Annotated in this window: 19 protein-coding genes and 1 pseudogene; 5 read left to right on the top strand and 15 right to left on the bottom strand. The window is 37.4% G+C overall.

Features of this window, described 5'->3' with window-relative positions:
* The 6 genes from BM195_RS13050 to BM195_RS13075 form a co-directional block, all read right to left on the bottom strand.
* Positions 1 to 262 (bottom strand): transposase (locus BM195_RS13050; protein WP_139224005.1); only part of this gene is annotated, 262 nt, incomplete at its 3' end.
* Between the two features lie 718 nt (positions 263 to 980).
* Positions 981 to 2012 carry an ornithine cyclodeaminase family protein gene (locus BM195_RS13055; RefSeq protein ID WP_090239034.1) on the bottom strand — a complete coding sequence of 344 codons (1032 nt, stop codon included), beginning with the start codon at positions 2010 to 2012 and terminating at the stop codon, positions 981 to 983.
* A complete protein-coding gene (locus tag BM195_RS13060) occupies positions 2013 to 3758 on the bottom strand; it encodes a hydantoinase B/oxoprolinase family protein (RefSeq protein WP_090239037.1) in 1746 nt (581 codons plus the stop codon).
* A gap of 11 nt (positions 3759 to 3769) precedes the next feature.
* Positions 3770 to 5821 carry a hydantoinase/oxoprolinase family protein gene (locus BM195_RS13065; RefSeq protein WP_090239041.1) on the bottom strand — a complete coding sequence of 684 codons (2052 nt, stop codon included), beginning with the start codon at positions 5819 to 5821 and terminating at the stop codon, positions 3770 to 3772.
* Positions 5822 to 5871: 50 nt separating this feature from the next.
* On the bottom strand, positions 5872 to 7719 hold the full coding sequence (locus tag BM195_RS13070) for a TRAP transporter permease (RefSeq protein ID WP_090239044.1): 1848 nt from the start codon (positions 7717 to 7719) through the stop codon (positions 5872 to 5874).
* 52 nt (positions 7720 to 7771) lie between these two features.
* Positions 7772 to 8758: a TAXI family TRAP transporter solute-binding subunit gene (locus tag BM195_RS13075; RefSeq protein ID WP_090239047.1), complete on the bottom strand. Its 987-nt coding sequence runs from the start codon at positions 8756 to 8758 to the stop codon at positions 7772 to 7774.
* Positions 8759 to 8977: 219 nt separating this feature from the next.
* On the opposite strand from BM195_RS13075, the gene BM195_RS13080 reads away from it, so the two are divergent.
* Positions 8978 to 10900: a sigma 54-interacting transcriptional regulator gene (locus tag BM195_RS13080; protein WP_090239050.1), complete on the top strand. Its 1923-nt coding sequence runs from the start codon at positions 8978 to 8980 to the stop codon at positions 10898 to 10900.
* 216 nt (positions 10901 to 11116) lie between these two features.
* A pseudogene (locus BM195_RS13085) lies at positions 11117 to 11640 on the top strand (transposase); the annotation flags it as partial.
* 252 nt (positions 11641 to 11892) lie between these two features.
* Here BM195_RS13085 and nagZ read toward each other — a convergent pair.
* Positions 11893 to 13608 carry a beta-N-acetylhexosaminidase gene (gene nagZ, locus BM195_RS13090; RefSeq protein WP_090239053.1) on the bottom strand — a complete coding sequence of 572 codons (1716 nt, stop codon included), beginning with the start codon at positions 13606 to 13608 and terminating at the stop codon, positions 11893 to 11895.
* Between the two features lie 526 nt (positions 13609 to 14134).
* Between nagZ and BM195_RS18890 the strand changes: the two genes are divergently transcribed.
* Positions 14135 to 14680 (top strand): potassium transporter TrkG, encoded by a 546-nt coding sequence (locus tag BM195_RS18890; RefSeq protein ID WP_090239057.1) that lies wholly within the window; start codon positions 14135 to 14137, stop codon positions 14678 to 14680.
* Positions 14655 to 14984: a potassium transporter TrkG gene (locus tag BM195_RS18895; protein ID WP_090239060.1), complete on the top strand. Its 330-nt coding sequence runs from the start codon at positions 14655 to 14657 to the stop codon at positions 14982 to 14984. Before BM195_RS18890 ends, BM195_RS18895 begins: the two co-directional genes overlap by 26 nt.
* Positions 14985 to 15785: 801 nt before the next feature.
* Here the strand turns inward: BM195_RS18895 and BM195_RS13105 are convergent.
* The 6 genes from BM195_RS13105 to BM195_RS13130 form a co-directional block, all read right to left on the bottom strand.
* Positions 15786 to 16298, bottom strand: coding sequence for a YfcE family phosphodiesterase (locus BM195_RS13105; protein WP_090239064.1), 513 nt, complete (start codon positions 16296 to 16298; stop codon positions 15786 to 15788).
* A gap of 17 nt (positions 16299 to 16315) precedes the next feature.
* On the bottom strand, positions 16316 to 16912 hold the full coding sequence (locus tag BM195_RS13110; protein ID WP_090239067.1) for an XTP/dITP diphosphatase: 597 nt from the start codon (positions 16910 to 16912) through the stop codon (positions 16316 to 16318).
* Positions 16909 to 17676: a ribonuclease PH gene (gene rph, locus BM195_RS13115; RefSeq protein ID WP_090239070.1), complete on the bottom strand. Its 768-nt coding sequence runs from the start codon at positions 17674 to 17676 to the stop codon at positions 16909 to 16911. Before rph ends, BM195_RS13110 begins: the two co-directional genes overlap by 4 nt.
* A gap of 209 nt (positions 17677 to 17885) precedes the next feature.
* Entirely contained in the window at positions 17886 to 18989 is a 1104-nt protein-coding gene (locus tag BM195_RS13120; RefSeq protein ID WP_090239072.1) for a GerMN domain-containing protein, read from the bottom strand.
* Between the two features lie 115 nt (positions 18990 to 19104).
* Entirely contained in the window at positions 19105 to 19917 is an 813-nt protein-coding gene (gene racE, locus BM195_RS13125; protein WP_090239075.1) for a glutamate racemase, read from the bottom strand.
* Positions 19918 to 19938: 21 nt separating this feature from the next.
* Positions 19939 to 20388, bottom strand: a complete 450-nt coding sequence (locus BM195_RS13130) for a MarR family winged helix-turn-helix transcriptional regulator (RefSeq protein WP_244535766.1) — start codon at positions 20386 to 20388, stop codon at positions 19939 to 19941.
* A 590-nt stretch (positions 20389 to 20978) separates the two neighbouring features.
* Here BM195_RS13130 and BM195_RS13140 point away from each other — a divergent pair.
* A complete protein-coding gene (locus BM195_RS13140) occupies positions 20979 to 21203 on the top strand; it encodes a helix-turn-helix domain-containing protein (RefSeq protein ID WP_090239084.1) in 225 nt (74 codons plus the stop codon).
* Between the two features lie 32 nt (positions 21204 to 21235).
* Here the strand turns inward: BM195_RS13140 and BM195_RS13145 are convergent, their stop codons facing one another.
* Positions 21236 to 21679, bottom strand: a complete 444-nt coding sequence (locus BM195_RS13145; protein ID WP_090239087.1) for an acyl-CoA thioesterase — start codon at positions 21677 to 21679, stop codon at positions 21236 to 21238.
* Between the two features lie 79 nt (positions 21680 to 21758).
* Positions 21759 to 22523, bottom strand: coding sequence for a succinate dehydrogenase iron-sulfur subunit (gene sdhB, locus BM195_RS13150; protein WP_090239091.1), 765 nt, complete (start codon positions 22521 to 22523; stop codon positions 21759 to 21761).
* Positions 22524 to 22530 lie beyond the last annotated feature (7 nt).

The raw sequence follows: 22530 nt of genomic DNA on the forward strand, positions 1-22530 counted from the left end.
CAGCTTGCTTTAAAATATCATTCTCCATGGCCAGCTTTTGATTTTCTTTTCTAAGCTTGATCAACTCTTCCTGTTCTGGTGTACGATTGTCTTTTTCTTGAAAGGAGCCGCTGGATTGATGTTGACGAACCCACTTGTCAAAGGCTGAAGGGGTAAGATCATATTCTTTAATGATTTCACCTCTTGGTTTCCCGGCATCATGTAGCTGAATGATTTGTTCCTTAAAAGCTTGTGAGAATGTTCTTCTTTTTCGCTTGGTCATTTTGATTCTCCTCAGATTTATTTGAATCAAGCTTATATGACCTTAACGAATCTGTCTAACTTAGTGTAACCTATCCAATATTATTTGTTTTACCGGAGGATAATGATCTACAACTCTATGAAGCGAATTAAACTCCCAAAGTACCACCCCCGGTATTCACTCAACTGGACTAATTACTTTATCTATTGAGTTAATCATAATGGTAGGAATCGATTGAAATTCTAACCATTAACTTTTGAGTCGACAACTATGTAAAACGCTTAGTATTTGTTAGAATAACGATGATGCTAATATTCGTTTCCGTTAGAGTTGCACTTTTAAAATAATAATTTGCTTGATTTTCTTTTAATATAAGTTTTGAATACTCAATGATGTCCTGTTGTTTAGAGGATGTGAAACGTTCGAGGACAAATAATTGTTTACCTTAACTACAATTTAACAATTTCTCCTAACTAATACTTTCACATGTATGAGATTCTCTTGGCTTGGCCTGGAGAGTAATGATTGCTACGAGTTAATAGCGAGAAGGTTCTAATGGTAAAGAATGGGCATGTTAACCATACAAAAGTATAAACCCGAAAGGTTGTATTGTATCAATTACTTATCATCAAATTATTTATAAATGGCAACTACCCTTAATATTAGGAAGTTGCCATTTATCTCTATATAAGTGTAGATGCTAAAATAACAAAAAGTTTTTATTTAATTTGTGTCTATTTCAAACGAATTCTGGTTTGTTCCATAATGAAAGTAGCTGACCTATATTTTGCTGTTTTGCCAACTTGTATATTTGGCTGGCTAATGCAATATCTTCTATTCCCATGCCTACGCTGTTAAAATAAATTCTTTCTTGATTGTCTTCCCTTCCCTTACGCTTATTATTTACAATTTCCCCTAGCTCTGAATAGAGGCTCGTTTCCTCAAATTCATTTTCTTCATACATTATTGATATTGTCTCAACGCCTCTATGTTTTAACTCGCTCCAGTCGTCCACTACAACCTTATTCGATTTATGAATCACATCAAACTCGCATTCATGGCTCCCAACATGGATATATAATGAGCCTTCTTCCACCCAATCTGATTTTATGATGGGCTCTTTCGTTACTGTGGCAGTTACGAAAACATCTGAAGCTCTTACAGCTTCCTCAGCAGTATCCACTACTTTTATAGGAATTGGTACAATTTTAGACATCTCATTAGCAAATGCTTGTGCTCTAGAATTATCTAAATCTGTTATTTTAACTTCATTTAATTCGGGAAGAACAGAATAAAGTGCTAAGAGCTGTGTTCGATTTTGAACCCCTGCACCAATTAACCCTAACTTCTGTGAATCTTTTCGAGCAAGGTATCTTGCCACTACGCCTGAATTTGCTCCTGTCCTCATTGAACTTATTAATGTCCCATCCATCACAGCAACTGGCATAAGAGTTTCCGGGTCGTTTAATATAATAATGCCAGCTGCTCTCGGTAAGTCATATTTAAATGGGTTCTGAGGAGCTCCAGAAATCCACTTTATTCCTGAAGCGTTAAAATCACCACCTATATATCCTGGCATAGAATTTATCCTGCCGAATATAGATTCTGAATCGCGATCACCCCACCGGAGGGTTGTTTTATTAGGAAGAACATAATCTCCTTTATCATGTATAGAAAAGACTTGTTCCATTGTATTGATTGCATTTTCCATGTTTAAACCGCCACATGACTTAACATCTTCCTGTGAAAGAAATAAGATATTTGAGTCCATTTATACTTCATCTCCTTTAGCTACTAAATTTTCTCTTTTTTTAATAGTTCTTTTTGATAAGTTAATCTCCACTCCATACTCTCTTTCTGCCAAATCCTGGCTTACTTTTTCTTCAATTACATCGTTTAATATTTTTTCAAGTTCTCTTTTTAACGGAGCACCATATCCACCTGAGCCAGGTGTTTGAGCACTTAAAATGTCACCACTTTCCAATACAACTTCAGATACTTTTCCAGAAGATAGCACTCTTTGGTTTTCTTTTTCCAGGTTTATGATAAAAAGTCCTGGTTCACCACTTTTCCCCCCAAATAAGCCCCACGGTTTAAACTTTTGTCTGTCAGCGTGAGATGCAAATTCTACAGATTCTAAGATGCGGTAATCCCTGCGAATACCTAAACCGCCTCTATGCTCTCCTGCACCGCCTGAATCTTTTCTCAACTCGAATCTTTCAACCATAATAGGATATTCCATTTCTAAGCACTCAATTGGTAAATTAGAAGAGTTAGTTACATGAACATGAACACCATCCATCCCATCTTTAAACGGGCGGGCACCTAAACCTCCTCCTAAGGATTCAGGATAAACAAAAAAATCGTTCTTCCGGGAGTCAATTCCTGAAAAAAGCACTGTACTTACAGCACTGTTACAACCAGCAACTACTTTATCAGGAACGGCTTTTGCTAAAGCACCAAATATCACATCCACAATTCGTTGACATGTATCAGTACGGCCACCCACAGATGCAGGTGGAACAGCGTTCACAATTGATCCTTCAGGAGCTTTCACTTCTATTGAATTATAATACCCAGCATTAGAGGGTATAGAGGGATCAATTACTGCTTTAAGTGCATAATATATTGTTGCTAAAAGTGCCGTTTTTACAACATTAATCCCTCCTTTTACTTGTTTACATGTGCCCGTAAAGTCTAGAAGAATACGATCACCGGAAACCTCGATTTTTATTGCAATAGGAAGGGGACTTTTGTCTAAATCGATTCCATCATCATCTAAGTAATCTGTATAATTGTAAACTCCATCTGGAATTTTTTTAATCCCTTCCTTGATTTTTCTTTCAGAATATAGAAGAAATTCAGACATACCTTCTTGAAATAGAGAGTTCCCATATTTGTCAATTAACTCCCCTACACGTTTTTCCCCGATTCTATTAGATGCAATTTGGGCCCATAAATCCCCAAGTCGCTCGCTAGGTGTTCGACAATTTAGTAGAATCATTTCTATGATATCGTTGTTTATTACACCACTTTTTAAAATTTTAATTGGAGGAATTCTTATCCCCTCTTGAAATATACTTGTTGAATCACCAGATGAACTACCTGCTACCCTCCCTCCCACATCAGAATGATGCGCTATATTTGCCACAAAGCCGACAATTTGTTGTTCGTAAAAGACAGGTTGGGCAATAGTGATATCGGGAAGGTGAGTCCCTCCACCATTGTACGGATCATTGGCGATAAACATATCTCCAGGATAAATTTCTTCTAAAGAATATTTTTCTAAGATTTCTTTACAAATCCCAAGCATTGACCCCAGGTGAACAGGTATGGCAGCAGCCTGAGCAATTGTCTCTCCCTTTTCATTAAATATTGCTGTTGAACAATCTTTTCTTTCTTTTATGTTTGTTGAATATGAAGTCCGAACTAAGGTCCCTCCCATTTCTTCCGCTATAGATAATAAAGCGTTCCCCAGAACTTCTACTGTAATGGGATCTACTTTTAACTTTTCCATTATTTTGCCTCCTAAAGTGTTAAAATGATATTTAGATATTCATCAATTTCCGCTGATACTCCAGGCGGAATTACAATTGTTGAATCCATTTGCTCGACGATAGCAGGACCCTCAATTTTATTGTTAGGCATTAACAATGATCTGTCATATATGTTAGTTGTTATATATTTTTCCTCTTTATCAAAAAAAACGTTACGTTGTGCAATTCTTGCTTTGTATGGATCAGTTTGATCCTTTCTGTACTTTTTCAGGCTGATTTTTGGTACCTCACCAATAGCAGTTACACGGTAATTAATAAACTCTACTTCCTCATTAGGATTTGAATATCCATAATTTTTTTCATGAGCTTTATGAAATTTCTCTAATATATAATCTAAATCTTCTCTTGTATTTAACTTACAATCTAAAGAAATAGATAACTCATAATTTTGACCTAAGTAGCGCATATCAATTTTTTGTTCAACTTTTTGTTTAGATGATGCCACTTCTTCTTTTTCGAGCCAATTAATCCCATCAGAACTTAAAGTTTCAAATTCACTCATTACTTTTTCTAGATTTTCCTCTTTTGCATTAAGCAATCTTGTTTTCACGAAATCCATTTTTAAATCCGATGTTAATAAACCTAAAGCAGAAAGGATTCCTGAATTTTGTGGTATTAATACATGTTTAATACCTACTTCTTTAGCTACATAGGCTGAATGTAAACTACCAGCCCCTCCAAAAGCAACGAGGGTAAACTCCCTAGGATCAAATCCCTGTTCAACGGATATTACTCGTAGGGCTCGTATTATATTCGAATGTACAATTGTAATAATACCTTTTGCAGCTTCTGAAAGAGAAATATTTAATGGATTTGCAACTTTATCTTGAATTGCTTGTTTTGCCGCCTCGTAATCTACCTCCATTTCTCCACCTAAAATATAATTGGGGTTTAACCTCTGTAAAATTACATTTGCATCTGTTACGGTGGGTTCTAATCCTCCCCCCCCATAAGCTGCGGGTCCAGGGGTCGCGCCAGCACTGTGAGGACCGACCTTTAAAATCCCACCGTTATCCACCCAGGCAATACTTCCTCCGCCAGCACCAACAGCGTGAACGTCAGTCATAGGTAAATTCAATGGAAATCCGGCTACTTTTTTTCCAACAGTAATTTTAGGCTCTCCGTTTTGTATTAAAGATACATCTGTACTTGTACCACCCATATCAAAGGTAATTATGTCATTAAACCCTGCTACCTTTGAAATATGGGAGGCCCCTGCTACTCCGGCACTTGGTCCTGATAATGCTGTTCTAGCGGGATTTTCTTTTGTTGTTTGTATAGACATAACTCCACTATTTGATTGATTAATATAAGGAAGTGTTTCTATACCTAGTTTTTTAACTCGATTCGCTAAATTACTTACATATTGACTAATTTTTGGCCCAAGATAACCATTTATTGTTGTAGTACTAAAACGTTCAAATTCTCGGTACTCCGGAAGAACCTCACTTGATAAAGATACATAAATGTCAGGAAAATGTTTGTTTATTAATTTTTTAATTTGTTTTTCGTGTGTTGGGTTGGTATATGAATGTAAAAAACACACAACAAAGGATTCAATATTCTGGGTTTTCAAATTTTTAATGATACTTTCTGCTTCTTCAAAATTTAATTCTTTATCAATTGAACCGTCATATTTTAATCTTTCTGTAACTTCCTTTCGAAACTCTCTTTTAATAAGAGGTGATGGCTTATCCTCAAACAGATTATATATTGAAGGTCTAGCTTGCCTACCTAACTCAAGAAGGTCACGAAACCCTTTAGTAGTAATTAATGCTGTGGTCGCCCCCTTTCTTTCTATAGCTGTATTCGTCCCTACAGTGGTACCATGAGCAAGATAATTAATACTACTAGGTTCTACTTGATTTGAAGACAGTAATTCTTGAATCCCCTCCTCAATTGATATTGACGGGTCATTTACATTTGATGGCACTTTTAATACCTTTGACTTGCCATTAATTTCATCAAAAAGATAAAGATCAGTAAAAGTGCCTCCTATATCGATTCCAAGCCTATATCCCATAATTCATCCTCCTAAATTTAAAGCTGTGTTGAATTAAATTGTTAATAAATTTAACTAAATGTTTTGTGACTATCATTAATTATTTCAGTTTCAATATTTTGATAATTCTTTCGAAAAACTAGTATCCCTACTATCAAAATCAATCCTAAAATATCTGTAACCCATCCTGGTATTATTAATGAAACTGAGGCTAACATTAATACAATCCGTGTAAATGTTTTCGTTCTTCTCAAAAACCAACCTTCAAAAACAGCGGCAAGAGAAACCATTCCGATGGTAGCTAATAATGATTCTAAGAGTATTTCGAACCAGTCCCCCTCCATTAATATTGGGGGTTGAAACACAAATAAATACGGAAGAATAAAGGCTGCAATTGCTAATGAACAAGCTTGAAAAGCAGTTCTCATTGGAGGAGCGCCAGCTATATTTGCTCCAGTATATGCCGCAAGACCTACTGGGGGAGTTATTCCAGATAAGCATGCAAAATAAAAAACAAATAGGTGTGCAGCTATCGGCTCAACTCCGATACTAGATAGAACCGGAGATAATACAGATATTACCAACAAATAAGCCACTGTGGTGGGTAAACCCATCCCAAAAATTATTGCAACCACCATTGCAAAAATTAATGTTAATAACACATCTCCCCCTGATAAGTTGACTACAAACCTTGCAATTTTTCCCCCAAGGCCAGTAAGCCCAATTACTCCAATTACAATGCCTGCACACGCGACGGGTGCAACTATTGCAACAATATTTTTTGATGCGTTAAACATCGCTTCTAGAGAAGCCTTAACACTAGGTCTGGTTTGTTTCTTGATAAGCCCTAATAAGACAGCAAAAATCATAGCAACGAAAGCCGCCCTAATTGCTGAAACTTTAAAAATTGAAAGCTCAATAATTATCACAATAATCGGGAGCAACATATATCCTTCTTTTTTTAAGAGTGGCAATAATTTAGGTATTTCTTGAGATGATAACCCTTTCAAACCTCTTTTAGCTGACCTAAAATCAATACCAAACCAAATTGTAATGAAGTAAAGAATTGCCGGAATTAAAGCAGCTGTTATTACAGTTAAGTAAGTAACTCCTAGCATTTCAGCCATAAGAAAAGCACCTGCGGCCATAATAGGCGGCATAATTTGCCCACCTGTTGAGGCGGCGGACTCAACTGCTCCTGCAAAGGTCCCTTTGTAACCTAACTTTTTCATCATGGGGATTGTAAAGGAGCCTGATGCTGCTACATTAGCTACTGCACTTCCAGAAATACTCCCAAACAAAGCACTAGACACAGTAGCAATTTTGGCTGGTCCTCCTCGAGAACGCCCAGCTATTGCCTTTGAAAAATTAAAAAAGACATCCCCTACTCCAGTTAATTCAAGAAAAGCAGCAAAAATGATAAACATTGTGACAAATGAAATAACTACTGCTAAAGGGGAACCAAAAATTCCTTGATAGGTAATAAGAGTATTAATTATTCTCTCATACGAATATCCTCCATGCCCCATGATGCCAGGTAGATAGGTACCAAACATGGCATATAAAATGAATATAAGTGCCAATATTGGCAAAGTAGCGCCTATTGTTCTTCGGGTCATCTCCAACACTAAAAGTACTGCTAGCGTTCCAAATACTAAATCCAATCTAGTTGCTTCCAGCACTCCCCTTGTAATAATGTTTTCAAGTTCGAAGACCGTATAACCAAAAGTGGTAATACTGAGAAAAATAAATAAATAATCTAACCAACGAAATCTAGACTCAAAGATCGAGAATATTAATATCGCAGGAATAAGCAACATCAAGGGACGAAATATATGTGGACCTAAAGGAAAAAAGTTTAGTACAAAAATGATAAACAACGGAAATGTTATTCCAAGCCATTTTATAATTAATAACATGGTAGCACCTCCTTTTTAAGTATGATTTTTGATGAGACTACGACTCTCTTATTTACTCTGAACCTGGAGGTAACAATTCGTTTGGAATTTCTACTCCTTGTTCTTCAAAATATTCTACAGCTCCAGGATGATATGGAATAGTGGTGCTACCTAAATTTTCCATAGACATTCCTTTGGCCATTTGAGGCATTACTTCTTCAATCATATCTTTATTTTCGTAAGCTGCCTTTACAATTTCATATATAGTCTCATTAGAAACATCTTTGCTGGCTAATAATAAATTATATAAACCAAAGTTTTCGACCCCTTTCGGAATAGACTCGTAGGTATCTGGTGGAATTGAGAGCCATAAATATTGAGGATAAACCTCAGAAAATTTCTTTTTTTGTTCTTCATTCAATGTTACTATATTTAGCTTATGACTAGTTTCTAAACGTGTAACAGCAGAGGCAGGCCAAGCAATTGAAAAACCTTCAATAGTGCCGTCTTTCAAGGCATTAGCAGCATCGTCTGTTGGTAAATTTGAAGTATTGGGTTCTATATTAAAAGTTTCAAAGACTCTGTCCGCGAAAACTTGATTTGAAGACCCAGAAGGTCCACTGCTGTAGGACTTTCCTTGTAAGTCTTCTATATTTTCAATACCTGACTCTTGAAATGTTACAAACATATACACCCCCGGCCATCCCGGAAAGACCGTTCTTAATTTATCATGAGATTTTCCATCGAATTGATGTTCACCCTTGTAAGCTTCATAGGCTGTTTCAGTAGAAGAAAAACCTATTTTTATTTCTCCTTCTTGCAGCAAGCCAACGTTATCTACAGATGCACCAGTAACTTGAACGGAAGCTTGCGATTCTGAAACCTTGTCATTTATTACATTGGACAAAGCTGTAGCTCCTGTGTGAAACCCTCCCCCAGTAGTACCAGCACCAATTGAAAAATTGGAAGAAGTAGATCCTGATGTTTCGGAATTCGAACAGCCAACAATACCAAATGCAACTAAGACTGACAGAAACAGGCTGACGACTAAAAGTCTCATTTCTTCAAAATCCTCCTTTGAATAATAATTGTTTCTGCCAATATATATGCAAAATTCATGCCAAACAGATTTTTCTGATAATATCAACGATTTTAGTGAAAAATTTTTGTTTATATGTTCAAAACGCGGGATTTATGTTCCAATCTTGAGATTGTAGTAAGTTATATCTAGTGATATAATACACATTAAAGTATTCAGAAATTAAAGGGGATTCAAAAAATGGGTCAAAGAATTGCTATGCTCGGTTATAAAGATTTTATTGATTTAACAAAAGGTATCATTAAGGGTGCTCAGAACGAAGTTTTAATAGATGTTTATCAATGTTTTTTAAATGAATGCCTGACTACTCTTCCTGAAATTGAGGAACGAAACACAGATATCATTATTACTGGACGGGCCAATAAATCTGTACTCATAAATGAAACCAATATCCCTATAATAACTTTCAGAATAACACCATTCGACATCCTTTCAGCTGTAAAAAAAGCAATAACACATTCAAAAACCATTGCAATTGCAATGGCAAATTTTGAGGATCTTGAATATGATTACACAATTTTACAAGAGCTATTATCCGTAGAACTTGAGTTTATATCTTATAGTACCCAACTTGAATTGGAAGATAAAATCAGAAAATTCTCTGAAAAAAATGGAACAGTTATCGGAACAAGTGTAGCTGTTAACACTGCAAAAAAATTTGGGTTATATGGAATTCTTATTTACTCTTTAGAAAACAGCATATACAATTCTATAAATCGTGCTAAAGAAATTATTAAATTTAAAAGAGAAGAAGAAAAACAGGCAAAGGAATTTAAATCTATTCTTAATAGTGTTAGTGATGGTATTTTAGCAACAAATAAACAAGATAAAATCACACTAAGTAACCAATCTATGCAAAACTTACTTTCCAGCCATAATTTAGAAAGTAAGTACTTATCTGATGTTTTCCCTAAATCATTTTTGAATAATATTACCTCTAACGAAAGTATACAGGATAAAATTATTCAACATAATAACAACACGTTTAATGTTAACCGTATTCCAATCAATGTTAAGGGAAATAAATTAGGAACAGTCACTACCTTTCAAGATGTAACCAAAATACAACAAATCGAACAAAAATTTCGTTTAGAAACAGAAGCGAAGGGACTTATTGCTAAAAAGCACTTCAATGAAATTATTTATGTTAGCAATTTAATTAAAAAAACAATACAGAAGGCAAAGCGTTTTGCCCAAGCAGATTCCACAATTTTAATTACAGGAGAAACAGGAACAGGAAAAGAGTTATTTGCTCAAAGTATCCATAATGAAAGCCCCAGAAGCAATTACCCCTTCATTGCTGTTAACTGTGCTTCTCTGCCAGAGAATTTACTAGAAAGTGAATTATTTGGATATGATGAAGGCGCATTTACAGGAGCAAAGAAGAAAGGAAAGAAAGGGATATTTGAAATAGCTCATAACGGTACCATTTTCCTTGATGAAATTAATTCGGTTTCTCTACAATTTCAAGCCAAGCTTTTAAGAGTTATCCAAGAAAGAGAAGTGCGCCGGATTGGAAGTAATAAAGTAACCCCCGTTAACATACGGATTATTGCAGCTACTAATCAGAACCTGTATAAATTAATAGAAGAGAATAAATTTCGAGAAGATCTTTTCTACCGTTTAAATGTTTTGAAAATTGTAATTCCACCTCTACGAAACAGAAAAAACGATATCATCCCTTTGACTGAAGAATTTATTTTTAAACATAATCGTGAATTATACTATGAGATTAAACCCTATCTGAGCGAGATTTGCGAAAGATATTTATTTAACTTACCTTTGAAAGGAAATATAAGAGAATTATATAATATCCTTGAACGATTTACGATTCAATGTGAGTTAATAACAAACAAAAATTTTAGTTTCTACAAAATCCTGATGGCAGATTGTATTGAACAACCCTATGAGGGGGACCCAAGTGAAAAAATTTCAATACCATTAAAAGATACTTATAAACAAACTTTGTTAGAGGCTGAAAAAGCCATACTAAAAAGGTATATCAACATTTTTGATGGCGATAAAGCAAAAGTTGCCTCGCAAATAGGAATAGGTAGAACTACTTTATATCGAAAGCTTAATTACATGAACATTTCCTATTAATTGCTAAATATAGCCTAGGCAGATTGTATTTGTTCAAAATTGAAAAAAAGCTCCAAAGATGGTTTTTCTCTCTCTTAGTGAATAGCTTTTACTTGAGCTTTTAAAAGAGGAAGCATCAAGTTTATTGTTAAAAAATTTAATTCACGTTCACGTCACCAGCTCTTTGATCAATTTTCTCCAAACACTTTTATGTATCCACTATCTTTTTTTGTGTACCTAAAGGATGCAGCTGAACGGAACTCTTTTAAACAGCATGTCTATCATAGTCATCTCGCTTGCGTATCAGATGCTTCTTCAATACCAAGAGCACCTATCCAAGCTGGAAAAAGTAATAGATGCCCTGGCTAGAACCTTTGAGGAATATGAATTGATTCAATCCATTCCCGGCATTGGAGAAAAGATTGCAACCACAATCATCTCCGAGATGGGAAACATTGATCAGTTCAAATATCCAAAAAAACTTGTTGCCTATGCAGGTATTGATCCTAGCGTTTTTGAATCAGCAAGTTTAAAGCCACCATCAATCGTATCATAAAAAGAGGCTCATCAAGATTACGCCAGGCCCTTTATACGGCTGTACAATGCGCTATAACGAAAAATCGTAATAAAAAGCTTAGAGCATTCTATGACCGCAAAAAAGAAGAAGGCAAGCCACATAAGGTAGCAATAACGATTGTGCAAACAGGCTTATTCACTGGATCCATGCCATGTTGAAACATAATGAAGCTTTTGTAGATTAACAAAAACGCTAGAAATACCTATTTTTACCAAAACCTTCCAGTTTCGTAAAGGAAGGTTATTTAGCATGTTCAATTTTAGTGTACCATGTTTTTTGAACTTTTTTAGACTTAAGTGTTACTCCTATTAGCTGGTATTGTTTAAGACTAAATTAATAAGTAATCCCTTGTTTGAAAAAACATCGACTTCATAGTGTTCTAAATCATCTTCAAATAAGTTATCTCCTAATTATGCCGATACCCCTTTTGCGATGATCAGGATATTTTCTGCAAAATGGTTTCGACTTTTTCATTAATCGATTGGAAATTAGGTACTGGCGTCATTTCATCCAACAGCTGATATTCTTCTTTCAAATGCGTAATGCGCTCCACACTTTTGTCAATCCTGCCTTCGCTTATTTCTCCATTCTCAACAGCTGCTTTCAATTCATCAAAAACAGTCGCAATCAAATCGGGATCATGTGCAACGAGCAATAAATCTCCGCCCGCTTTCACTGTCTGGATCGCTGCATCAGCAACATGATAATGATCGGTAATCGCGTCCATCGTCAAATCATCGGTAATCACGACACCATCAAATTCATAATCCTCTCGCAAAATGCCTGTAATCACTTCTTTCGACATGGATGCAGGATAATTTTCGTCTATTTTTGGGAGCAGAATGTGAGCGATCATGCTAACATCGGCATTTTCCGAAATGGCTTTCTTAAATGGCTTAAGCTCCAGTTTGGACAGCTCCTCATAGCTTTTATCGATCTTCGGGAGTTCCAAGTGGGAATCCTCGCCTGTATCACCATGTCCAGGAAAATGTTTCATGACCGAAATAACCCCTTCACTTTGGATCCCTTTCATCATCTGGATACCCAGCCTGGTAACAATATCCGGGTTGTTGCCAAACGAACGGTCACCGATGACAGGATTATCTGGGTTGCTGTTTATATCGAGAACAGGAGCGAAGTCTAAATTAAAACCGAGTGCTTGCAATTGCTCACCGAGAAGTGTGCCGACATTGAACGACACATCCGAATTATTCAGTTCACCAATCGAACGGCTTGTCGGCAGACTTTTTACTCCATCAGGCATTCGTGTTACACTGCCGCCTTCTTCATCGACCCCCAGCAATAGTGGGTAAGGGTTGTCAGTATTCACAGCTTTGATATCATTTAGTAAGTTAACGGTTTGAGTCTTACTTTCGATGTTTTTTTCAAATAAAATAATACCTCCAACATGATATCTTTCAATAATGTTTTTTGTCTCAGCGGTCATTTCCGTTTCATCTATCCCGCTGAAAATCATTTGTCCTATTTTTTCATCAAGGCTCATACTGTCAGCGTTTATATCACTTGAATCATCTCCTTTGTCACCATTTCCGCCATCTCTGCTAATTTCCTTCGATAATGAAATATGATCCACATCAGGATTATCCGAATCATCGGCAGGTTTCGGCAACACCCATTTCAAGACATAATCATTGGAAAGTTCATAGACAAGTATGATTTGATCATGATCTTCGTCTTGGTAGTAACGCGTATCATCCGGTTTTTCATATGTTTGAATCGTATCCAGATCAAGCGACTTGAATGTTTCCTGTGACGAACGCATATCGGACACAATATTATCTGTAATACCGACGTCAATGTCATGTGACGGATAGTTCAAAAAAAGACCAACATCCGTATCGTCGGTATTATCCGGTTCTCCCCAAGCTTTTTGCACATCATCGGCAGTCGTTTCACCGACAATGATATCTCGATCTAGGATTTTTCCTTGTTTGGCCAAGTCGAATATTTTGTCCAAAGATGGCTCAAGTTTCAAGGCCTCTTTATTTTCATTACCCGTTGATGTTTTCTTTGATTGTTTGTCTGCTTGTTTATCATTTGTATTATCACCCGATGAACTGAAAAAAAAAGCACCTCCAAGGGCAATGATAGCAATAATAATGATAATGGTAATGGTAATGCGCTTGATCATAGGAATTCCTCCGTGAATAGTTATTCCATAATTCGGTAGCAGTGTTATTTCTCATTTACCTCTCCAACCCTTCAGATGTTTTAACATGTACTATCCACCTAAAAACACCTTCCTTTACTCCAACAAAATGACTTGATTGTTGAGCATTAGTGACCAACTTACCTATGGTATCAATACATTTATTCACGTTCGATAACCCCATCCTAACAGAATATTTGGATAGGATTCTAAAACAAACGTTTGTAAAAACAAAAAAATTTAATTTCCAATACCCCTTGTTACAACTTCTTTCAATAGTTGTTATAATGAGATGTTTTTATGTGTTATTATGTGATAAATTCACCGATGCAGGAGTTGTATGTCACGTTGTGAAAGATAACTCACTGTACATATTACGACAATAATAACCATAGAAAATATTCAATAAAGGTAGGGAGACATTCACAATGAAAATAAAAAAACTCAATCCTCCTCAAATAATCATTTCTATTTTCATTAGTTCAATAATAATAGGAGCCTTTCTTTTATGCCTTCCAGTCGCAAGCGCAGAAGGAATCTCTTTTATCGATGCATTATTTTTCGGTCAAATAGTTTGTCAGATATTGCAGCCAATCCCGTCATTAATATTGTAATTTCATTTCTTTTTATTGTAGGTGGGATAGGATTTACCGTTGTATTTGATATGTGGAGGAGTAAAGAATTCAAACAGCTTTCCCTACAAACAAAATCAATGATTGTAGGAACATTAACGATCAATATTTTTAGTTTTCTTATTATATTTATTTTGGAGTACTACAACCCAAATACACTAGCAGGACTTTCTAATTTTGATAAAATTCAAGCAACTTATTTTCAAGCTGTCACTCCGAGAACAGCTGGATTTAATACTTTAGATATTGGACAAATGGAAGAATCTTCTCTTTTCCTTATCATTATTCTTATGTTCATTGGAGGTGGAAGTACATCTACAGTCGGTGGTATCAAACTAACCACTGCATTAGCCATACTCTTAGCAACAATATCCTTGTTCAAAAAAAGAACATGTCGTGATTTACCAGAGAAGTATACCTAACCATGTTGTTTTAAAAGCATTAGCCTTAACTATAGGAAGTATTGGCGTAGTCTTTACAACAATATTCCTTTTAAATCTAACAGAGGATGCATCGTTTTTAATGATTATGTTTGAAAGTGTGTCCGCATTCGGAACTTTAGGGCTATCCATGGGGTTGACAGGCAGTTTAACGTTGTTTGGTAAATGCGTTATCATCTTAAACATGCTTATTGGAAAATTAGGTCCTTTAACTTTCGCTTTTGCGTTTGCTAAACAGTCCCCTGACCTCATCAAATACCCTAATGAAGAAATTCTTACTGGCTAAGTGTTTTTAAAGAGTTTTTAGGAATTATTATTGAAAAGGACACTTCTAAGGATTAAGAATCTTCTTTAAGAGGGGAATTTATTTTGCGTAATCGAACTACAGCGCAAGCAGGATACGCTTGAAGAGTGGAGGAAATCAGGAAGCCCATGAAAGATTAAGAAAAATTATTGAAGAATTAAGCCTTCACGCCTTTCATGTGAGGGCTCGTTTTTCTTATGCTTCTAGGGTTTGTCAAATAAAGTGTGTAAGTTAAATTTACGCAATGGATTTTAAAATCCTGTCTTTGAGATGATCATGGACGAGGAGCTGATTCATAACCATTTCCCAGTTTTGGATTATGACCCTCTCATTTAGTCTTCCGCTATTTGATCCACAAATATAATACATTAAATATTTCTATCCCCATTTTGATTAATTGTAAAGTTACCTGTACTAATATCATTTGCATAAAGTGTGTCTATCATTTTCCTTATGGCCTTTTAACAAGTCATGTAACTATGACCATAGTACTCAACTTCGACGGCGGGGCCTGTATTTAACCGTTGAGCCATAATAGCATAAATAAACTAGAATATAATGACTATAATACTGGTTATTAATGCACTATAAATCTTTTTTAAACATTTATATTTACTTCATCTCTTATTTATAAGACAATGTAGAGTCTTTTAAGCTGTGAGCTGTGGTTCGAATACTGACATTGGCATGCTGACTTAAAAACGCCCGGTGTTGAAAAGACATCGGACGTTTCCCAGTAATGTAAAATTTACTATATCATGTACAAATAGTTCAAAATGAAATTTAGTTCAATGATGTTGTTAGTGACAGATCCTCAACAAAATCTCCCTCGGTGGTATAGAAATGAACACTAATGTCATCTAATGTATTCCATTTCATAATAGCATATGTTTTTTCCATTCTGATGCGAGGAAGCAAAACACTTCCTGGATTGATCAGCAATTGATTACCTGCTTTTTCTGCACCAGCGATATGTGTATGACCGAAGCAGACAACCTGAGCATGTTGTTCTTCCGCCCTATAAGCAATTGCCATCGGATTTGATTTCACTTGATGAAGATGACCATGGGCAATAAAAAACGTGAGGTCATCGATTGTACTGACCTGTTCTTCAGGAAATCTGGCATCAGCGTCACAATTTCCGCTAACTTTTATGAATCCTTCTAATTCGTGTGAGTCCATTTCAAGTTCTGAATCACCGCAGTGAATTTTATAATCGATATGATGCCGTGCCTTGATGGCCGCGAGCTCTTCAGTGGAACCGTGACTGTCACTGACAATCAATACGCTTGGCAAGTTATCACCTCATCTGTTTACTGCAATTGTTTAACCCAATCCTCCAGTTGAATGATGGCGTCGCTTCGATGACTGATTTGGTTTTTTACATCAGGAGAAAGCTGTGCCATTGTTGTTGTGTAACCATCGGGGATAAAAATAGGGTCGTAGCCGAATCCATGATGACCTGCCTGTGAGGTAGCAATTTTCCCTTCACAGAATCCCTTTTTAAAAATGGTCCTCTCCCCTGGGACAGCAACTGCCAGGATACATAAAAATCGTGCGGTCCTTTTTGAAGGATCAACCCCCTGTAATTCACGCAATACTTTGTCGATATTCTTCTGGTCATCTTTCGGTTCGCCCGCATACCTTGCCGAGAAAACACCCGGCTGGCCATCCAATGCATCAATAACCAGGCCTGAATCATCAGCTAAAACAGGCCGCTTCAGCAATGCGGATATTTCCTTAGCTTTCAATGCAGCATTTTCTTCAAACGTCGTTCCCGTTTCATCAATATCATCGATTTCCCGTGAAAGTTCCAGAAGTGAAACAGCATTAATCCGGTACTTGGCAAAAAAAATCTTGAACTCCTTTGCCTTACCGGGGTTTTTCGTAGCAATAATCATTTCATTCATGGTGAATCTTCCTCAGTTTTTCTGGTTTCACCGATGCGATTGGTCATGTCGCCCAGCACTGTTTTTTGGATCGAATTCAATTCCTGCATCCCTTCACCGGCAAGCCCAAGCATCGTTTGCAGCTGGTTGCCTGAAAATGTTGCTTCTTCACCGGTTCCTTGTATTTCAATAAACTCTCCTGCACCTGTCATCACAACATTCATATCGACAGTTGCCACGGAGTCTTCCTGATAGTTTAAATCAAGCAGTTCTGTTCCGTCCGGTGAAATGCCAACGGAAATGGCAGCCATGAAATCTGTGACAGGCATTTTTTTTATCATTTTCTTATGAAGCAGTTTATTAAAAGCCAAAACAACAGCGACAAATGCTCCTGTTATCGAGGCTGTCCTTGTTCCGCCATCAGCCTGAATGACATCACAGTCAACCCATACAGTACGCTCACCTATTTGATTCAAATCGACAACTGATCTTAGGGCACGTCCGATTAATCGCTGGATTTCCATCGTTCTCCCGCTTACTTTTCCTTTGGAGGATTCACGGATATTACGCTGTTCCGTTGCCCGCGGAAGCATCGCATATTCTGCCGTAATCCAGCCTTTCCCCTGACCTCGCATAAAAGGGGGCACTCGGTCTTCAATACTTGCATTGCAAATTACTTTTGTATCGCCAAACTCAATCAGTACAGACCCTTCCGGATGTTTAATATAGTCCGGTGTGATATTTACTGGTCGTAATTCGTTATAATCTCGCTGGTCATTTCTCAACAGAATTTATGCCTCCTTCATTATGCATCAACCATTATCCTAACATATTTTTTGCAACGACACATGAATTATGAATGGAGTCAGGAAAAATCAGAAAAAATCGAGACCCGTTATCTTATAGCAACTCTCGTCGTTTTTCTTTACTTTCATCTTTTCATGTTTTTATCCGTTCCAAAAGTGAAAAAGACTGCTCACACAGTCTTTTTATATTATAATTTTTCAGTTGAATAAAAAGATTGAGTCGTCACAGGTTCCGTGTATGGTTCCCCGTTTTCATTAAACAGCGTCTCAACATCTTCAACCTTTACTTCAACAGCTTCCACCTCTTCGTCTTGCGTTAAGGTTCGCACAAGGGTTTCCATCACTTCATTGGATATAACAGCCTGCTCACTATCTTGCAATACTTCCTGATTGAACACCACTTCAAGTACGCCTTCATTTAAACTTGGAGCATTGGTCAATTCTGCGGAACCATTGAAAACATGCTGCAAATTAGTGTCAGTATTCGGCCCCTGCATTAGTGCCTGAACCATGGATCCGTATAAGCCGCTATCCTCCACGTTAATATATTCGGTTACAGGGACAAAATATTGATTTTCACCTTGAATGGATGGGTAGTACAATGTTACAGGTTCACTCCCAAGCAAATCAACTGAATCGGATTGAACCAGATTTATCCCATTAACCCTTGAATATCCATCACCAATAGGCGTTCCATCAACAGGCATCGTCTCCTGTGGATCCCCATTAATACGAAGCTTCATTTGATCTACATTTTCAAATTGTGTTAATGTATACGTCATAGCTTGGAGTATTTCCAGCTCCTGCTCTGCCTCGTAACTTTCGAACTCCTTTGATACATCGACAATCATTGTCCCATCGTCTTCCAAATTTAACCCAAGTATTTGAGTTCCTGCCGGTATTACAGCCTGAAATCCATTTGGTAAGAGTGATGTGACCGGACCATCTTTCACGAGATACTCCAATGCCTGTTTTGCCACTTCGTTTGATTCTGGCTGTGGTATCTCTAATGTCTGAGAGGCTACCATTCCATTGGCATCGATCAAATACAGCTGCCTGTCTACCGTTTCAGATGCTGTCGTCTCATCACCTTCTCCCTCTTCTTTCTGACTTTCTTCCCCTTTTGTACTTACTTCTTCGCCTGTTTCACTTTCCAATTCATCTACTGCTTCAGCGTCTTGCGGCGGATCCATCTCCTCATTGTCCAACGATTGCTCACCCTGGAAGCACCCGGATAATATAATAGTGAGAAACACTGTTAGGCTCAATGGCAATAGACTGCGCTTCTGCATGTTTTTCCCTCCTACGATGGTTTGTACTATTATATATACGAGCTCAACAAAAATTTAGACCAACCTGTACACAAAAATTAGAACCTTTTCTGAAAATAATCAATCAGAAAGGGCTCTAAATAACAGCTTGCTCAATCGTAACGGACTGAAAATGATCCGTTGATTCCTTGAAAATACCTTCTGTAATTTGGGCAAAGACCCCCATTTCGCCTGTTGTATAAAATTGATGAGTTGGTGATGTCATTCCATTATTCAGCTGATCGTGAAATTCCAGAATTGTACTGGCTTCACGTGCCGTCTCTTCACTCGATGAGATAACTGAAACCTGATGACCAATGATTTTTTGAATTGTACCTTTGATTAAAGGGTAATGTGTACATCCGAGAATCAATGTATCAATATGATTCTTTTCCTTTATTGGCTCCAATGATTTCTCCACAATTTCATCAGCTTTTTCACCAGATAAAAGCCCTTGTTCAACCATTGGTACAAAAAGCGGGCATGCCAATGCGTTAACATGAATATTGGCATTAATGCTTTTCAGCGCCATGGTATAGGCATTGCTTCTGATTGTTCCATCCGTACCAATCACACCTATACGACTGTTTTTTGTAACCTTGATTGCTGCACGTGCACCTGGTTTGATAACACCTATCACCGGAATCTGCAATCGTTTCTGAAGCTCGTTTAACGTAAATGCTGTTGCTGTATTACATGCAATCACCAGCATTTTAATATCCTTGTGGAGTAAAAATTCCACCATCTCCCAGGTAAACATCCTGACCTCATCCCTGGATCTTGGCCCATACGGACACCTTAATGTATCACCCAAATAAATTAAACTTTCTCCCGGAAGCTGGCGCATTAACTCATGAGCAACTGTAAGACCGCCCACACCAGAATCGATAACGCCTATTGCCTGACTCAAAAAAATCGCCTCTTCTTGCTGTTATTTATGATCAATATGCTGCATTTCTTCAGACAGAAATGCTAATAACTCATTTAACGTTTCTGTCTGATCTCCCGAAAAGTTCGCCAGTACATCACCTAAATATTCCTGCCGCTTCTTGATGACTTCCTCAATAATGGTTCTGCCTTTTGGCAAAATATGAATCCTGACGACCCGCCGATCACTTGTATCTCTGACTCTCTCAACCAGCTTATTCTTTTCCAGACGGTCTACCAGATCTGTCGTTGTACTGAACGCTAAGCCATTTTTATTTGAAAGCTCTCCAATCGTCATATCCCCATCAATCAGAAACTGCAGCGCAACAAATTGCGGTGAGGTGATCGGGTAATGATTCAGGATCTTCCGCCCGTTCTGCTTAATAATGCCCGATATGTAACGCAGTCTCTTTTCAAGCTCGGCAATTGTTTCTGCTGATATTTCATTACTCAATACGGGTAACCCCCCAAGGATTCCAATTTGATATCCGTATTTTAACATAACATGACAAAAATCGCAGTTTCCAATTCATTTTGGCAGGGTTTATGACGGACTGTAGAATGCTTCACATATGGTCTACCGCTATCATATTTAACGTTCCTCAAAATGTGCTTACCATTTGCTCATATTTTCATTCGCTATTCATAACAAAATTAGTTACCCTTTATCTGCAGCTCATCGACTTCAAGCAGGATTATCATTTGAAAAACATGACCAAATTTGTAAAATAGATCTCCAGCACTTAATAAGAGATAAAAAAACAAAAGAAATTGACCGGGAAAACTATAAAGTAAAACTTCATTAAACCTAGTTATCATGGTAACGATAACAGTCCTCACATGTGTCTTTTATTTCTGGATCCTTGACTCCTACTTCAATAAAAATGGATCCAAAACAAACGAAAATGAAGTTTGCAGTTTAAATGGGTTAGAATACACATTGTATGAAGATACGCACCGATTAACCGTATTTTCATATGCTAATATTGACTAAATAATTTACCCTTCATCTGCAGCTCTTTGACAGCAAGGAGGGGTTATCATTTGAAGGACAACGAGTACAAACCGAAGCAACTATTGACCAAACGTGAAAAAGAGGTATTCGAGCTCTTAGTACAAGATAAAACAACAAAGGAAATTGCCCAGGAATTGTTCATATCAGAAAAAACTGTCCGGAACCATATTTCCAATTCGATGCAGAAATTGGGTGTCAAGGGGCGATCACAAGCTGTTGTAGAACTTCTCCGAATGGGGGAGTTAAAGCTTTAGGAAAAACCGACTTTCTTTATAGGAAGTCGGTTTTAAATTGCCAGTAATCGTTCTTTCATGGAATCAGTTAATGGTACCGGTTTTCCGGTTTCAGACTGTATGTATACCATTCTCCCTCGGCCTGTCAAACAGAGTTCACCTTCATCGTTCAATGCCATATAATGGACATCCAGCGACGTGTTCCCGACATGATTCACTTTGACATATAACTTCATATCCTCATTAAAATAGATCTGTTTATGATAATCACATTGCAAGTCAGCGACGATGGGCATAGATGAATCGTTATCCCGATTATCAAAAAGGTCTGCTGCTTTTAAAAATTCAATCCGTGCTTCTTCAAAATAAATAAATGCCGATACGTTATTGACATGTCCAAACATATCCGTTTCAGAAAAACGAATGTTGACCGGGATAAAAAATGAAAATTCAGATCGCCATTGCTCCATGTCTTCAATATATGAAATCTTTCTCACCAGTATTGCCTCCCTATTGAAAAAATGACCCCCGCCGTTGTCCAGGGCAAGGGTCATTATAGATTCATAGATTCTTAGTCTAATGGGCTTCATCACTGCCAAAGAAGTTCTTAAATGCTTGAATATTAGTAGCACGGTTCATAGCAGCAATTGACGTTGTCAACGGGATACCTTTAGGACATACTTCAACACAGTTTTGTGCGTTGCCGCAGCCCGAAACGCCCCCATCTTCCATTAATCCTTCCAGGCGTTCACTTGCATTCATCTCACCTGTTGGATGAGCGTTGAACAGACGTACTTGTGAAAGCGCAGCAGGTCCAATGAAATCTGACTTATCATTTACATTCGGACATGCTTCAAGGCAAACCCCGCAGGTCATGCATTTAGACAATTCGTATGCCCATTGGCGTTTTTTCTCCGGCATGCGTGGACCCGGGCCTAGATCATATGTTCCATCGATTGGAATCCATGCCTTAACTTGCTTTAATGCATCGAACATTTGTTCCCGATCAACGAATAAGTCACGGATGACCGGGAATGTACTCATTGGCTCAAGACGGATCGGCTGCTCAAGCTCATCCACGAGTGCGGCACATGACTGCCGAGCTGTTCCGTTAATGACCATGGAGCAAGCCCCGCAGACTTCCTCCAGACAGTTCATATCCCATTGAACCGGTGTTGTGTTCTCTCCATTTGCGTTTACCGGATTTCTGCGTATTTCCATCAGCCCGGAAATAACATTCATATTTGTTTTATATGGTACTTCAAACGTCTCTTCATAAGGAGAGGAATCCGGGCTGTCCTGACGAGTAATAATAAACGTAACAGTACTTTGTTCAGCCATCTTTACT

Origin of the sequence: Lentibacillus halodurans (assembly GCF_900112045.1) — a bacterium.
GTDB classification, from domain to species: domain Bacteria; phylum Bacillota; class Bacilli; order Bacillales; family Amphibacillaceae; genus Lentibacillus; species Lentibacillus halodurans.